Annotated in this window: 13 protein-coding genes; 5 read left to right on the top strand and 8 right to left on the bottom strand. The window is 72.3% G+C overall.

The annotated features are described in order from the left end of the window. A partial coding sequence (locus AB4039_RS40325; RefSeq protein WP_442273114.1) for an ATP-binding cassette domain-containing protein occupies nt 1-447 on the top strand: 447 nt, incomplete at its 5' end. Beyond that, the gene (locus tag AB4039_RS40320; protein WP_442273113.1) at nt 434-1,333 is read left to right on the top strand and encodes an ABC transporter permease; all 900 of its coding nucleotides are present in this window, start codon (nt 434-436) and stop codon (nt 1,331-1,333) included. The genes AB4039_RS40325 and AB4039_RS40320, both read left to right, overlap by 14 nt. Nucleotides 1,334-1,373: 40 nt before the next feature. Here the strand turns inward: AB4039_RS40320 and AB4039_RS40315 are convergent, their stop codons facing one another. From AB4039_RS40315 to AB4039_RS40305, 3 genes are all read right to left on the bottom strand, one after another. After that, a complete protein-coding gene (locus AB4039_RS40315; RefSeq protein ID WP_266845098.1) occupies nt 1,374-2,108 on the bottom strand; it encodes a sirohydrochlorin chelatase in 735 nt (244 codons plus the stop codon). Nucleotides 2,109-2,122: 14 nt separating this feature from the next. Then, nucleotides 2,123-2,902: an AfsR/SARP family transcriptional regulator gene (locus AB4039_RS40310; protein ID WP_266845097.1), complete on the bottom strand. Its 780-nt coding sequence runs from the start codon at nt 2,900-2,902 to the stop codon at nt 2,123-2,125. 356 nt (nt 2,903-3,258) lie between these two features. After that, nucleotides 3,259-4,620: an MFS transporter gene (locus tag AB4039_RS40305; RefSeq protein WP_266845096.1), complete on the bottom strand. Its 1,362-nt coding sequence runs from the start codon at nt 4,618-4,620 to the stop codon at nt 3,259-3,261. Nucleotides 4,621-4,842: 222 nt separating this feature from the next. On the opposite strand from AB4039_RS40305, the gene AB4039_RS40300 reads away from it, so the two are divergent. Further along, on the top strand, nt 4,843-5,511 hold the full coding sequence (locus AB4039_RS40300; RefSeq protein WP_442273112.1) for a TetR/AcrR family transcriptional regulator: 669 nt from the start codon (nt 4,843-4,845) through the stop codon (nt 5,509-5,511). On the opposite strand, the gene AB4039_RS40295 is transcribed toward AB4039_RS40300, so the two are convergent. Genes AB4039_RS40295 through AB4039_RS40275 form a run of 5 tightly spaced genes read right to left on the bottom strand, consistent with a single transcriptional unit; the run spans nt 5,445 to nt 12,611 of the window. Next, nucleotides 5,445-5,906, bottom strand: a complete 462-nt coding sequence (locus AB4039_RS40295; RefSeq protein WP_266845093.1) for a nuclear transport factor 2 family protein — start codon at nt 5,904-5,906, stop codon at nt 5,445-5,447. The two genes, AB4039_RS40300 and AB4039_RS40295, sit on opposite strands and share 67 nt — an antisense overlap. A gap of 37 nt (nt 5,907-5,943) precedes the next feature. After that, on the bottom strand, nt 5,944-6,714 hold the full coding sequence (locus tag AB4039_RS40290; RefSeq protein WP_442273111.1) for a thioesterase II family protein: 771 nt from the start codon (nt 6,712-6,714) through the stop codon (nt 5,944-5,946). 6 nt (nt 6,715-6,720) lie between these two features. Continuing rightward, nucleotides 6,721-8,322, bottom strand: a complete 1,602-nt coding sequence (locus tag AB4039_RS40285) for a long-chain-fatty-acid--CoA ligase (RefSeq protein WP_266845089.1) — start codon at nt 8,320-8,322, stop codon at nt 6,721-6,723. Between the two features lie 28 nt (nt 8,323-8,350). Further along, nucleotides 8,351-12,361 carry a type I polyketide synthase gene (locus tag AB4039_RS40280; protein WP_442273110.1) on the bottom strand — a complete coding sequence of 1,337 codons (4,011 nt, stop codon included), beginning with the start codon at nt 12,359-12,361 and terminating at the stop codon, nt 8,351-8,353. 16 nt (nt 12,362-12,377) lie between these two features. Continuing rightward, the gene (locus tag AB4039_RS40275; RefSeq protein WP_266845088.1) at nt 12,378-12,611 is read right to left on the bottom strand and encodes an acyl carrier protein; all 234 of its coding nucleotides are present in this window, start codon (nt 12,609-12,611) and stop codon (nt 12,378-12,380) included. Nucleotides 12,612-12,813: 202 nt separating this feature from the next. Between AB4039_RS40275 and AB4039_RS40270 the strand changes: the two genes are divergently transcribed. Beyond that, nucleotides 12,814-13,470: a 2OG-Fe dioxygenase family protein gene (locus AB4039_RS40270; protein ID WP_442273109.1), complete on the top strand. Its 657-nt coding sequence runs from the start codon at nt 12,814-12,816 to the stop codon at nt 13,468-13,470. After that, nucleotides 13,439-14,572: 2-oxoacid:acceptor oxidoreductase family protein (locus AB4039_RS40265; protein WP_442273108.1), on the top strand; the 1,134-nt coding region annotated here is incomplete at its 3' end. The genes AB4039_RS40270 and AB4039_RS40265, both read left to right, overlap by 32 nt.

Raw genomic sequence — 14,572 nt, 5'->3', positions numbered from 1 at the left:
GAACGGCTGCTGGAGCTGGTCCGGCTCGGCGGGGCGTACGGCAAGCGCGTCCACGAACTGTCCGGCGGCATGCGCCAGCGCGTGGCCCTGGCCCGCGCCCTCGCCCAGGACAGCCGCCTGCTGCTGATGGACGAGCCCTTCGCGGCCCTGGACGCCATCACCCGCGACGTCCTGCACGGCGAACTCACCCGCATCTGGGCCGGCGCGAACATCGGCGGCTCCGCCGCGGGGGGACTCTCCGTCCTCTTCGTCACGCACAACGTCCGCGAGGCCGTCCGCCTCGCCGACCGCGTGGTCCTGCTCTCCTCCCGGCCCGGCCGCGTGGCCCGCGAATGGAGGGTGGACATCCCGCAGCCGCGCCGCATCGAGGACGCCGCGGTCGCGGACCTGTCCGTCGAGATCACCGAACACCTGCGTGGGGAGATCCGCCGCCATGGCCAGCACTGACCTCAGGCCCCCGGGGCCCCGACCGTCCCGGGAGTTCCCCGCCGCCTCCCACGAGCTGGCCGGACTCGACGCCCTCGACACCCACCAGGCAGCCCGCACCTCCCTGCGCCGGGTGCTGTGGCGCAAGGCGCTGCCGCCCGCCGTGGCCGTCGCCCTGGTGCTGACGGTGTGGCAGGGGCTCACCTGGGCCCGGGTCACCGACGCCTACGTGCTCCCGCCGCCGTCCGCCGTCTGGCACAGCCTGACCGACCTCTGGTTCAGGGGCACCCTCCTCGACGTCGTGTGGACCAGCGTCTGGCGCGGCCTGTCGGGCTTCCTGCTGGCCCTGGCCATCGGCACCCCGCTCGGCCTGCTCGTCGCCCGCGTCACGTTCGTGCGCGCCGCGATCGGACCCGTCCTCCAGGGCCTGCAGTCCCTGCCCTCGGTCGCCTGGGTCCCCCCGGCGGTCCTGTGGCTGGGCCTGGACGACTCGATGATGTACGCCGTGATCCTGCTCGGTGCCACCCCCTCCATCGCCGGCGGCCTCGTCTCGGGCATCGACCAGGTCCCGCCGCTGTTCCTGCGGGCCGGCCGCTCCCTGGGCGCCACCGGCCTGCGCGGCGCCCGGCACGTGGTCATGCCCGCCGCGCTGCCCGGCTACCTGGCCGGCCTCAAGCAGGGCTGGGCCTTCTCCTGGCGCTCCCTGATGGCCGCCGAGATCATCGCCAGCTCACCCGACCTGGGCCTGGGGCTCGGCCAGTTGCTGGAGTCCGGGCGCGAAACCTCCGACATGGCGCGGATCTTCCTCGCCATCGTGCTGATCCTGCTGGTCGGCGTCGTCGTCGACCTGCTGGTCTTCGGCCCGCTGGAGCGCCGGATGCTGCGCCGACGGGGCTTGCGCCCGTGAGGGACCCGGCCCGGGGCGGCCCTCCGGGCACCGGCCGGTGTCAGCCCGTCAGGGCCGGGACGCGGACGGCCGCGTCGTACCGGAGCAGGACGAGGCGGGCCAGTTCCGGGGCGGCGCCGAGCACCGCGCCCAGCACGTCCGCCCCTGCGCCGCGGGCGCCCTCGGCGATCCGGTCCGGGAGCCTTCCCGGCGCCAGGACGTACGGGGCGACCGCGATCCGCCGGGCGCCCCCGGCGCGCAGCGCCCGTACGGCGTCCTCGGTGCGGGGGCCGCGGGAGGCGCAGGCGAAGCGTACGGAGTGCCAGCCGCCGGTGCGCTGCCACCGCCGGGCGATCCCGGCGAGCGTGGCGGCCACCTCCGGGTCGCCGCTGCCGGCGGCCGCGAGGACCACGCCGGTCGTGGCGCGTTCGTCCGGGGCGAGCCCGGCCTCGTACAGCCGGCGTTCCAGTGCGGCGGTGAGCAGCGGATCCGGTCCCAGGACGCGGTTCTGGCGCACCGTGAGGGAGGCCGGTGCCCGGCGCAGGGCGCCGGGCAGGTCCGTCTTCGCGTGGAAGGCCCGGGTCAGGAGCAGCGGCTGCACCACCAGCCGGGCGGCTCCGTGACGGGCCGCCCGCGCCAGCTCCTCCGGTACGGAGGGGGCGTCGAAGTCGAGGAAGGCCGTGCTCACGCGCAGTCCGGGCCTCGTCGACCGGATCCCGCGGGTGAGGGTGCGGACCGTGGTCGCGTGGCGCGGATCGCGGCTGCCGTGCGCGACCAGCAACAGGGCGTCGCCCATGTCCGGGCTCTTCCCTAGCTCGCGACGAGGGCCGGCACAGGCCAGTAGGGCTCGTTCTGGAGCAGCATCGGGTCGTGGGTGAGGATCGCCCGCTCGTACTGGCTCAGTACGGGGGAGGGCTCGATGCCCTGCGACTCGATCATGTTGTGGCGGCACTGGCGGTAGACCGTCAGGGCGTCGAGCTGCCGGCCGCACCGGTACAGGGCCCGCATGAGGAGCATGCAGAACTGCTCGTGGTTCGGGTTGCGGGAGTAGAGCTCGGTCAGCTCCGGGAGGATCCGTTCGTGACCGCCGGTGCGCAGTTCGAGATCGTAAAGCAGAATGAGCGCCGAATTCCGCGCCTCCATATATCTCGTGGAGGCGGTCTGGCAGATCGGTCCGCCGGCCAGTCCGCCGAATACGGGGCCCCTCCAGCGGGAGAGTCCGGCGCGGAGGTCGGCGACGTTCTGGCGGTGCTCGGACAGGGTGTCCGTGCCGGTTCTCGCGTGGATCGCGTCCACGGTGTCGAGGAACAGGTAGGCGTCGAGTTCCCACCGGTCGAAGAGGAACATGTAGCCGGAGGTGCTCGTCACCACCCGCGATCCCTCCCGGTCGGGCTCCACCGCGGCGAGGGTTCTGCGCACCCTGCTGACCTGCGCCTGGAGGGCGTTCTCGACCTTGTTGGGGGGTGTGGTCCCCCAGAGTTCGAGGATGAGGGAGTCGACCGTGACGAGCGATCCGCCGGCCGCGAGCAGGGTCGCCAGGAGCGTCTGCTGCATGGCGCCGCCGAGTCGCACGGCGACCCGCTGTTTCATTATTTCAATGGAGCCTAGGACTGAGAACAGCAACACAAACATCTCCCCGCGAGATGGAAAGAGAACGGTGTCGTGTGCACTGGCGCCGGGTGATCGATTCGGTGCCGGAAGCGGTACTCATGCGGTACTGAATTCCTAGTGGACCGATCGGTCCCGACCGTACTTGGTCAGGTAGGAGCGTGTCAATGAAGCCAAAGGAGCCCCGCCTCCGCCCGGAGGCCCCGCCGGGGAGCGAACGCGACAAAGGCCGTGCAACACGTCCGGCGCCGGATGCGGGGGATCCAATGGGTGCGCCAGACGTGTTGCACGGCCGATCGGGGGGAGGGCGTCGCCGCCGCGGCGGCGCCGCCCTCCGGTCAGGCCGCGGCCTTCTGGCGGTAGCGGGCGGCGCCCGCCAGCGCCACGAGGGTGACGGCGAGGGTGATGACCGTGACGGTCCACAGGCCCGCCCGGTACGGGGCGATCCCGCCGGTGGAGAGCGAGAAGGCGGTGGCGGTGACGGCGATGACCACACCGTTGCCGATCTGCGCGCCGGCGTTGAACAGGCCCGAGACCAGGCCCTGCTCGTCGGGCTCGGCGGTGCCGACGGCCGCGATGTTCAGCGCCGGGTAGACCGCGGCGAAGCCGAGGCCGCCGAGGAGCTGCTGCGCGAACAGCGTGACCAGCGGGTCGACCTGACCCATGAGCAGGACCCAGCCGAGGTAGCCGATGCTCAGCAGGACCAGGCCGCCCGTGGCGACGGGCCAGGCGCCGTACTTGGTGACCAGGGCCGCGCCGTAGCGGGCGGTGCCCGCGGTCAGCACGCCGCCGAGGAGGAAGGCGAGGCCGGCCTCCAGCGGGCTCCAGCCCAGCTGCTCCTGGTAGTAGAGGGTGAGCACGAACTGGAAGGAGACGTAGGCGCCGAAGAAGAGCATCGAGACCAGGGCGCGGGTCAGCTGGCCCTTGCGGAAGACGGAGAGCGGGACCAGCGGCGCCGGGTGCCGGCTCTCGACCACGGCGAACAGCGGGAAGAGGACCGCGGCGGCGATGAGCGAACCGATCGTCTGCGCGTCGCTCCAGCCGTCGCTCGCGGCCCGGCTGAGCCCGTACACGAGGGCCACCGCGCCGGCCGTCACCGTGACGGCGCCGAGGATGTCGATGCTTCCGCTCTTGCCCTTCTCCTGCTGGGCGGGTACCACGGAGGCGGCGAGCAGGGCGACCAGGACACCGGCCACGGCCGGGGCGAACAGGACCAGGCGCCAGGAGACGCCCGCCATCAGGCCGCCGAGGATCAGGCCGAGCGAGTAGCCGGCCGAGGCCACGGCCAGGAAGGTGCCGAGCGCGCGGTTGCGTGACTGCTCGTCACGGAAGGCGTCGAGCAGGATCGCCATGGCGGCGGGTGCGGTGATGCCGGCGCTGACGCCCTTGAGGAGACGGGCGACGACCAGGAGCACTCCGTTGTCGGCGATGCCGCCGAGGATGCTCGCCACCACGAAGACGGCGAGGAAGCCGATCAGCAGCTTCTTGCGGTTGTAGAGGTCGGCCAGCCGGCCGCCCAGCAGCAGGAACCCGCCGAATCCGAGCGCGTAGGCGGAGACGACCCACTGGAGTGCGGAGGTCGACATGCCCAGGTCCGCCTGGACCAGGGGGAGGGCCGGTCCCATGCTCGCGATGTCCATCGCGTCCAGGAACTGCACCGCGCACACGACCAGGAGCAGCAGGGGCAGGCTCTTGACCACGGGGGTGGACGGTAACGCCGTCCGTGCGATGGGGGGAGAGGTCGGTGATGCCTCGGTCATGATCAGACTCCGATCGGAGGGTCGTCGGAAGCAGTGGGCCGCAACATGGTGAAGAATGACGGACCGATCAGTCCGGGACTGATCGGTCCATTTCTAGCGCTCACAAACCCAGCTGTCAAACGTATGCTGGGATCCGCGGGGGAGAGGGGAAGGAGTTCAGACATGGCGCGTACACCGGCACCAGGTACGAGGCGGCGGATTCTGGAGGCCTCGGCCAAACTCTTCGGTGAACAGGGGGTCCGGGCCGTCGGCATGCAGCAGGTGATCGACGCGACCGGAGTGGGCAAGAGCCTGCTCTACCGCGAGTTCGCCAGCAAGGACGAGCTCATCGCCGCCTGGCTGCGGGAGAGCGACGCGCAGTGGTGGGAGCAGGCCGAAGAGGTCACGGCCCCCCACAGCGGCGACCCGGCCCGGCAGATCATGGCGCTGATGGAGTTCTTCCAGGCCAGCGTCAGGGAGCCGGACTTCCACGGCTGCATCTACTACAACACCTCCAGCGAGTTCCGCGACCCGGCGCACCCGGGCCGCCAGGAGGCGACGCTGCACCTCAAGGGCCTGCGCAACTGGCTGCGGGACATGGGCGTCCAGGCCGGCGCCGAGGATCCCGACGCCCTGGCCGACACGCTGATGCTCGTCATCGGCGGCCTGCTGGCCAACGGCGAGGTGCTCGGGGTGGACGGGCCCGCCCGGATGGCCCTGGCCAGGAACCGGCCCCGCGGCACCGCGGGGCCGCGGGGCCGGTCCGTCCGCGCACGGGGCCCCCGTCAGGGGCTCGGGACACCGGTGCGCCGGGGCTGGGCCGCGCGGACGGCGACGCCGTGCTCCTCGTAGCCGTCGTTGTAGACGAACGACGAGGGCATCCGGTCGTGGAACTGGTAGTCGGCTTGAATTCGCCCGTCCTCGGCGAGCACGACGATGTCCTGGCCGGACATCTCCATCTCGCCCGTGGCCGCCGAGACCATCACCCAGTTGAACCGGACGACGTCGTGGTGGCCGGTCGCGTTGTTCGAGGAGCGGAACTCGTACCCCATCGGGCCGTACACCTCGTGCGTGTAAGCCAGTTGCTCCAGGAGCGCCGCGTGCCCCCGGATCGGGTCCTTGCGGTAGAAGACGTACGTGCAGTCGGGCGCGTACAGGGCGTGCACCATGTCGCGCCGGCGCTGCGCGTCGGTCTCGTTCCACAACGCGACGTAGCGCGCGAGGAGTTCGTTGGGTCGGGGCAGCATGACGGTGTACCTCCGGTTCTGCGGGGACGCCGCCCGGTCAGGGCCCCGCGGCGTACCGCGGCAGCAGCTGGGCCAGGTCGGCCGTGATGGCGCGGGCGTGGGTCCGCAGGTAGAAGTGGTCCCCGGGGAAGGTCCGGCACCCCAGGAAGTCACGGGTCCGACCGGCCCACGACCGCATGGCCCCGGGCGCGAGGAGCGGATCCCCGCGCCCGGAGTACGCGACGACGGGACAGCCCACGGCCGCCCCGTCGTCCGGGAAATCCGCGCACACCGCGCCGTCGGCGCCCATCGCCCGGACCGCCGCCGCCAGCAGCTCCGCGTCGGCCTCGACCGCCGCCGGCAGCCCGCCCAGCAGGCGCAGCGCTTCGAGGGGGTCCCGGGACAGCGCCGCCGGCGCCGAGAACCCCTCGGGAGCCCACCCCGACACGGCGAGCAGCGCCGGGGCCGGCAGGCCCCGCCGCTCCATCTCCACCGTCAGCCGGTAGCCCAGCAGCGCCCCCATGGAGTGCCCGAACACCGCGTACGCGCGCCCGTCCAGCTCGTCCGAGACCACCCGCGCGAGGGCCTCCACCAGCGGGCCGAGCCGTGTGTACGGGGCCTCGCGCCGCCGCTCCTGACGGCCGGGCAGCTGCACGGCCTGGCAGGACACCGACCCGGGGAGCTGCGCTGGCCACTCCCGGTACATGGAGGCGCCGCCCCCGCTGTGGTGCAGCAGGAACAACCGCAGCTCCGCGTCCGGTTCCGCGTCGGCCGGATGCAGCCACCGCGACGCGCCCTGCACCTCGGGCAGCGGGCCCAGGGTCTCCATCGCGGTCTACGCCGCCGTGGCCGGGGCGGGCGACGCGGCGGCGGCCGTGTGCCGTTCGCGCAGCACCCGCCGCAGCACCTTCCCGGTGGGATTGCGCGGCAGCGCGGCCACGATGTCGTACCCCGTCGGGATCTTGAACCCGGCGATCCGCCCGTTCATGAACCGCAGGAACTCGCGCGGGGTGGCCTCGGCTCCGGGACGCAGCACCACCGCGGCCCGTACGGCCTCGCCCCAATCGGGGTGCGGGACTCCGTACACGGAGACCTCGGCGACCGCCGGATGGGCCCGCAGGGCATTCTCGACCTCCGTCGGATAGATGTTCTGGCCGGCGACGATGATGGTGTCGTTGACCCGGTCGACGAGGAACAGGTAGCCGTCGGCGTCGAGGTGGCCCATGTCGCCCATGGACAGCCACTCGCCCGACGCGCCCGACAGGGCCTGCGCCGTCACCTCCGGCAGCTGCCAGTACCCGAGGAAGCGCGCCGGGCTCTTGATGACCACCCGGCCCACCTCGCCCGCCGGCAGCTCCCGGCCCTCCCCGTCGAGGATGCGCACCTCGTTGCCGGGGCAGACCCGGCCCGCCGAGCCGAGGACCCGGCTGTCCGGGGTGTGGTCCTCCGGCGCCAGGCAGGTCACGAAACTGCCCGCCTCCGCCGAGGAGTAGCCCTGCGCCAGCTCGCAGCCCAGCACGTCGATGCAGGTCAGCAGGAGTTCGCGGTCGATGGGGGAGCCGCTGTAGACCACCTTGCGCAGCGAACGGAAGGTGTCACGGGTCGTGCCCCGCTCGGTCAGCATCATCCGCAGCATCGCGGGCGCCGCCCACAGCGTCGTGATCCCGTGGTGCTCGATCAGCCGGGTGGCCTCGTCGGCGATGAACTGACGCATGATCACCGTGGTCGCGCCGGCGTTGAAGGAGTGCATGAACCAGCCGAAGCCCGAGGTGTGCAGACCGGGGAAGCAGCTCAGCCCCCGGTCCTCGGGCCGCCAGTCGATCCAGTCGACCCCCGCCGCCCGGGTGTCGGCGATGAAGGTGAAGAAGGTCCGCTGCGCCAGCACCACCCCCTTGGGCAGCCCGGTCGTCCCGCTCGTGTACAGCTGCGCGACCGGGGCGTCGAAACCGGCCGCGGCGGCCGGGGCCGGCTCCGTGTCCGGCCGCCCCCGCTTCCAGTCGAGGAACCCGCCCGCCACATGGCCGTCGGAGTCCATCTCGACGATGCGGACCAGCCGGGGCAGCACCGGCCGCAGCCGGTCCACGACCGGCCTGAACTGTCTTTCCACGAAGAGGAGTTCGGCCTGCGAGTCGCGCAGGACGTGCTCGACCTCGCCGGCCGTGAGCCGCGAGTTCACCGGCACCAGCACCGCCCCGCTCTTCGCGCAGCCCAGCGCCAGGTCGTAGTAGTGCTCCGATTCCCGGCCCAGGTAGCCGACCCGCGCGCCCGCCGCCAGACCCGAGTCCAGCAGCGCGTGCGCCGTGCGGTTGCTCTCCCGGTGCAGCTGCCCGTAGGTCAGCGTGCGGTCCTCGCAGATCACCGCCGGCCGGTCGGGCCGGGTCCGGGCGTGCAGCGCGGCGCGGGCGGCGAGGGTCCGGTCCTCCGTACGGTTGTCCATGGAGTTCCCTTGTGTCGTTGGCTGTTGCTCAGGGGGCCGACGCCGCCACCACGGGCGCGGGTGCGAGCCGGTCGGACAGGACCTCGGCGAGCTCCTCCACCGAGGGGTGGTCGAAGACCGCCGACGAGACCAGGGGGACGCGCAGCCGCGTCTGGAGCCGGGTCCTGAGCACGATCGCGGTCAGCGAGTCGACTCCGAGCTCCAGGAAGCTCGCCCGGGTGTCGACGTACTCCGGGTCGTCGACCGCGAGGAGCGCGGCGACCGTGGCCCGCACCAGCGTGACCAGCGCGGCCCGCCGCTCCTCGGGCGGCGCGGCCGTCAGCGCCTCCACGTCGACCGGCGCGGACGCGGCCGGTTCCGCGGCCCCGGCGGCCACCTCCACCGGCCGGTCCGGCAGCCGGGTGAAGCCCATCCCGGACAGTTCCGCCACCGGCCGGCCGGCGCCCTCGGGGCCGTCCTCCAGCAGCAGCAGGTCCAGCGTGAAGGCCGGGCCGTCGCCGGCCCCGGTGTCCGGACGGTCGGCCCACGTGACCCGCACGGCGGAGCGCAACGCCTCCCCGCGCGGCTTCTTGAAGGTCCGCAGCCGGCCCACGCTCGTGGCCACGTAGTGGCGGCCGTCGTCGGCGAGGGCGGCCAGGGCGTGCGTCGCCCCGTCCAGCAACGGCGGCGGGAGGTGCTCGGCACGGGAGACGTCCGCGCCGGACAGCTCCGTCACCGCGAAGTTCGGCCCGTACGCCGTCACCGAGCGGGCCCGCCGGAACTGCGGCCCGTACTCCAGCCCGGCCTCGGCGTAGGCCGCCCGCACGTCCTCGGCGTCCAGTGCCTTCGAGGAGCGCACCCCCCGCACCGCGCCCAGCAGGCCCACCAGGGCCCGGCCCTGATCGGACAGCGAGCCCGCGCCGGCGGCCTCCGCCGCGATCGAGGCCGTCACGTGCAGCCGTTCCACGCCCCCGGGCTCGTCCCCGGAGCGGCTGGAGACCTCGACGGACAGCCGCCCGCCCGGCTCGGTGCGCACCCGGGTGAGCAGCAGCGTCGGCCGGTCCGAGAGGAACAGCGCCTCGTGGAAGCGGACGTCCTCCACCGCCCGGCCGGTGTCGCCGTGGACCTCGTCCTGGACCGCCAGCAGCAGTTCCAGGTACGCGGCCGCGGGCAGGAAGGCCTGGCCGCCGATGGTGTGGTCCGCCAGGTACGCGGGGGCCGCCGCACTGATCCGGGCCGTGAACTCCCGCCGGTCGCCGACCGGTCCGCCCTCGCGGCCCAGCAGCGGGTGGCCGGCCCCGACGGCCCCGGCGCGCGCCGCGGGGCGGGCCGGGAGCCGGTAGGCGCGCCGGTCGAAGGCGTAGCCGGGCAGCGGGATCCGCCGCCCCGGACCCTCCGCGTGGACCTCGTTCCAGGCGATGGTCAGCCCCGCCGTGTACGCGCCGGCCAGCGCGGCGTCCAGGGTGGCACCCGTGGTGTCCTTGCGGCGCAGGCAGCTCAGCCACCGGTGCTGCTCCTGCGGCACGGCCTGCCGGGCCAGCGAGGTCAGAGCGGTGGACGGACCCACCTCCAGGAACACGTGCCGGCCGCGCTCGGCGACGGTCCGCACCCCGGCCGCGAACTCCACCGACCGCGTCATGTGCCGCACCCAGTACTCCGGCGTCGCCAGTTCCCGCGGCGCCGCGATCCGGCCCGTCAGGTTGGACACGATCGGCAGCCGCGGCTCCTGGAAGGCGATCCCCCGCAGCACCTCGGCCAGCGGCTCGGCGACCTCCTCCATCAGCGGCGAGTGGAACGCCGCCGTCACGTGCAGCGGGGTCACCGTCCAGTCCCGCGCGCGCAGCGCCTCCACGGCCTCCGCCAGCGCCCCTGCGCCGCCCGAGACCACGCACTGCTCCGGCGCGTTGACGGCGGCGACGGCCAGCTCGGGCCACCGCAGGAGCAGCGGGCGCACCTCCTCGGCGGGCGCCGCCACCGCGGCCATCCCGCCCGGCGCCGACACCGACTCGATCAGCCGGGAACGCGCGGCGAGGAAGGTCACCCCGTCGGCGAGCGAGAACAGCCCGGCGACCGTGGCCGCGACGATCTCGCCCACGCTGTGCCCGATCAGGACGCTGGGCCGCACCCCCCACGACAGCCACAGCCGGGCCAGCGCGTACTCCAGCGTGAACAGCGCCGCGTGCGTGAAGGACGTACGGGCCAGGGTCTCCTCGGCGTCCCCGGCGTCGCCGAACATCACGGCGGCCACCGAGCGCCCGAGCAGCGGGGCGAAGAGCGCGTCGCACTCGTCGACGCAGCGCGTGAACACGGCGTGGCGCCCGTACAGGGCCCGGCCCATGCCCACGTACTGCGAACCGGAACCGGTGAACAGGAAGGCCACCTTGCGGAACGCGTCGGGCTTCTCCTCGCCCCGGGGCGGCGCGCTCCACCGCTCCAGCCGCGTGCCGAGCTCCGCGAGGGAGGAGACGGCCGCCGCCGCCCGGAAGCGGAAGTGCGAGCGGGCGGTGGCCCGGGTGCGGCACAGGTCGGCGAGGGAGGTGTCGGGGTGCTCGGCGAGGAACCGCGCGTACCGTTCGGCCTGGAGGCGCAGCGCCGGCCCGGACTTGGCGGACAGCGTGAAGACCTGCCCGTACGCCTCCTCGCGCGCGGCAGGCGGAGCGGTGTCCGGGGCGGGGGCCTCCTCCAGTACCGCGACCGCGATGGCGCCGGCGACGCCGAAGCCGTTGACGGTGGCCCGGCGCACCGGGGCCTTCCAGGGCCGCTCCTGCGTGGCCACCTCGATCGGGTACGTGTCCCACGGGATCCGCCCGGACAGGTTCCGCCACACGTGCGGGAAGAAGGTGCCGGCCCGCATCTGCGTGATCACCTTGATCAGCCCGCCCAGCCCGGCCGCGGGCTCCATGTGCCCCAGGTTGGCCTTCAGCGAGCCGATGACCAGCGGGTCGTCCTTGTCGTGGGAGGCGCCGAACACGCCGTTCACCGACCCCAGCTCGATCGGATCGCCGAGCGGGGTCCCCGTCCCGTGCGCCTCCACGTACTGGATGTCGCCCGGCTCCAGCCGCGCGTTGGCCAGCGCCGCCCGCATCACGGCCTCCTGCGCCGTGCCGTTGGGCGCGCTCAGGCCCGCGCTCTCCCCGTCCTGCCCGATCGCGGTGCCCCGTACGAGGGCCAGCACCCGGTCGCCCGCGGCCACCGCGTCCGACAGCCGCTTGAGGACCAGCACCCCGCAGCCCTCGGCGCGCGCGTAACCGTCCGCGCTCTCGTCGAAGGTCTTGCAGTGTCCGTCCGGGGCCAGCATCTGGGCGTGCGAGAGGATCACGTACGAGCGCGGGTTGTGCAGGGTGTTCACCCCGGCGCACAGCGCGATCCCGCACTCGCGCCGCCGCAGCCCCTCCACCGCCAGGTGCAGGGCGGTCAGCGAGGCCGCGCACGCGGTGTCGGTCGTCAGGCTCGGGCCGCGCCAGCCCAGGAAGTACGAGAGCCGCCCCGACAGGGAGTACGCCCCGAGCCCGGTCGCCAGGTTCCCGTCGAGCTGCTCGTCCGAGAGCCCCTCCAGCTCCAGGGGGAAGTCCAGGGGGGAGGCGCCCACGTAGACACCGCCGTCGCCGTGCCGCAGCACGGCCGGATCGATGCCGGAGTCCTCCAGGGCCTCCCACACCGTCTCCAGCAGCAGCCGCTGCCCCGGATCGATGAAGGGGGCCTGCTTCGGGGGAATGTTGAAGAACTGTGCGTCGAATTCGTCTATGTGGTCGAGGAAACCGCCCGCACGAGCGGTGATGTCGCCGTCGGCCACCTCCGGCACCCAGCGGTCGCGCGGCAGCGGACCGATACCGGAACGACCGTCCCGCAGAAAGGAATCGAGATCCGAAAGGGAATTGTTCCGGCCGGGCAGGCGCATTCCCACGCCGACCACGGCGATCGGCTCGTGCTTTTCGCGAAGGAATTCTCCGAGGGTCCTGTCCTGGCGCCGGACCGTTTCCTCCGCGATATCGAGCCTCTCCTTTATCTCCTTGATCCCCTGCATGATGTACGGATCCCGCGGGTCCGGCGTCTCCGGCATGGCGGCGGCCTCCCTCTCAATTCGCGTCGAAGATGTCGGCCAGCACGTCCGAGGCCAGATGGTCGGTCAGCCGCTCGACGGTGGGCTGGTTGAACAGGGCCGTGCTGCTGATGCCCCGCCCCAGTCGGTCTTCCAGCCGCTGCTTGACCTGGGTCAGCAGCAGGGACGTCATACCGAGCTCGAAGAAGCTGTCCTCCAGCGGCAGCTCTTCGTCTTCGGGCATGAGCAGTGCCGTCTTGAATTCCGCCACGACGATTTCTTCCAGAACCGTCCGGCGTTCCGATCGGGGCGAGGACACTAATTGTTCTGTCATACCGGTCGAGTGAAGCACAGGTGCCGTGACGACCGGCTGACGTCCTCCTGACCCGTCGGCGCTGTCAGTTCAGCGTCAGTACGGCTGTGGGAACCTCTGGATGCACGAGTGCGTGAGATCCGGCGTGGAGGAGCGAATCATGCAGACCGAAGCACGAGAAGAACTGCGGGCCAATGGGTATTCGTTGCTGCCGGCCGACCGGCTCGTCATCGATGCCGAATTGAGGCAGCACGTCAAGGAATTGGCCGCCGAGTGGGAACACCTGGAGACGGACCGGTACCTGAAGGGCGGGTCCCGCTTCCGCGAGCGCCGCTACGACCGGTTCTACTTCGTGCCCCGCACCGGAGAGGTCCGGCTGCGCCCGCACCGGCCCTACTTCCAGTCGATGAACGCCAACGACTACGCCGGCGGCATCGACCGCGACGTGGCCCCCCTCAGCCGGGCCACCCTGGACAACCCGCTCCTGACGCGGCTCCTGCGCGCCGACTTCGAGAAGTTCCCGGTCCCCGCGGACTCCTGGCTCGACGACCCCTGGGACGTCCAGTGCCACCAGTTCCGGATCATCAGCACCCCGGACGAGACGGGGGAACCGACCCCCGAGGGCCCGCACCGCGACGAGGTCGACTTCGGCGCCATCCACCTGATGGGCCGCTTCAACGCCCGGGGCGGGGAATCCCAGGTCTACAGCCTGGAGAAGGAGCTCGTGGCCGAGTTCACCCTGACCGAGCAGATGGACACCATGTTCTGGGCGGACGCTCCGCCGCGTGGACCGTGTGATCATCCGTTTCGCGGGTGATTCGGGTGACGGTATGCAGCTGACGGGTGACCGTTTCACGTCGGAGACGGCGTCGTTCGGGAACGATCTTTCGACGCTGCCGAATTTTCCGGCGGAGATCCGGGCGCCTGCCGGGACGCTGCCGGGTGTGTCGTCGTTCCAGCTGCATTTCGCGGATCACGACATCCTCACTCCGGGTGACGCGCCGAACGTTCTGGTGGCGATGAATCCGGCGGCGCTGAAGGCGAACATCGCGGACGTGCCGCGTGGTGCGGAGATCATCGTGAACACGGACGAGTTCACGAAGCGGCCGATGGCGAAGGTGGGGTACGAGACCTCTCCGCTGGAGGACGGTTCGCTGGACGCCTACCGGGTGCACGGGGTGCCGCTGACCACGCTGACGGTGGAGGCGCTGAAGGACTTCGGGCTGTCGCGCAAGGAGGCCGAGCGCAGCAAGAACATGTTCGCGCTGGGGCTGCTGTCGTGGATGTACCACCGTCCGACGGAGAACACCGAGAAGTTCCTGCGGCAGAAGTTCGCGAAGAAGCCGGACATCGCCGAGGCGAACATCGTGGCGTTCCGGGCGGGGTGGAACTTCGGTGAGACGACGGAGGACTTCGCGGTCTCCTATGAGGTCGCTCCGGCGACGAAGGCGTTCCCGGCGGGTACGTACCGCAACATCTCGGGGAACCTGGCGCTGTCGTACGGGCTGATCGCGGCGGCCCGGCAGGCCGATCTGCCGCTCTATCTGGGCTCGTACCCGATCACTCCGGCGTCGGACATCCTGCACGAGCTGTCGAAGCACAAGAACTTCGGTGTGCGCACGTTCCAGGCCGAGGACGAGATCGCGGGTATCGGTGCGGCGCTGGGTGCGGCGTTCGGGGGTGCGCTGGGGGTGACGACCACCTCGGGGCCGGGTGTGGCCCTGAAGTCGGAGACCATCGGGCTCGCGGTCTCCCTGGAGCTGCCGCTGCTGATCGTGGACATCCAGCGCGGCGGGCCCTCGACCGGTCTGCCGACCAAGACCGAGCAGGCCGACCTGCTCCAGGCGATGTACGGGCGCAACGGCGAGGCCCCCGTCCCGATCGTCGCCCCCCGCACCGCCGCCGACTGCTTCGACGCC

The sequence above is a fragment of the Streptomyces sp. M-16 genome, assembly GCF_052114405.1.
GTDB lineage: Bacteria > Actinomycetota > Actinomycetes > Streptomycetales > Streptomycetaceae > Streptomyces.
This window is presented reverse-complemented; position numbering and strand designations above follow the sequence as displayed.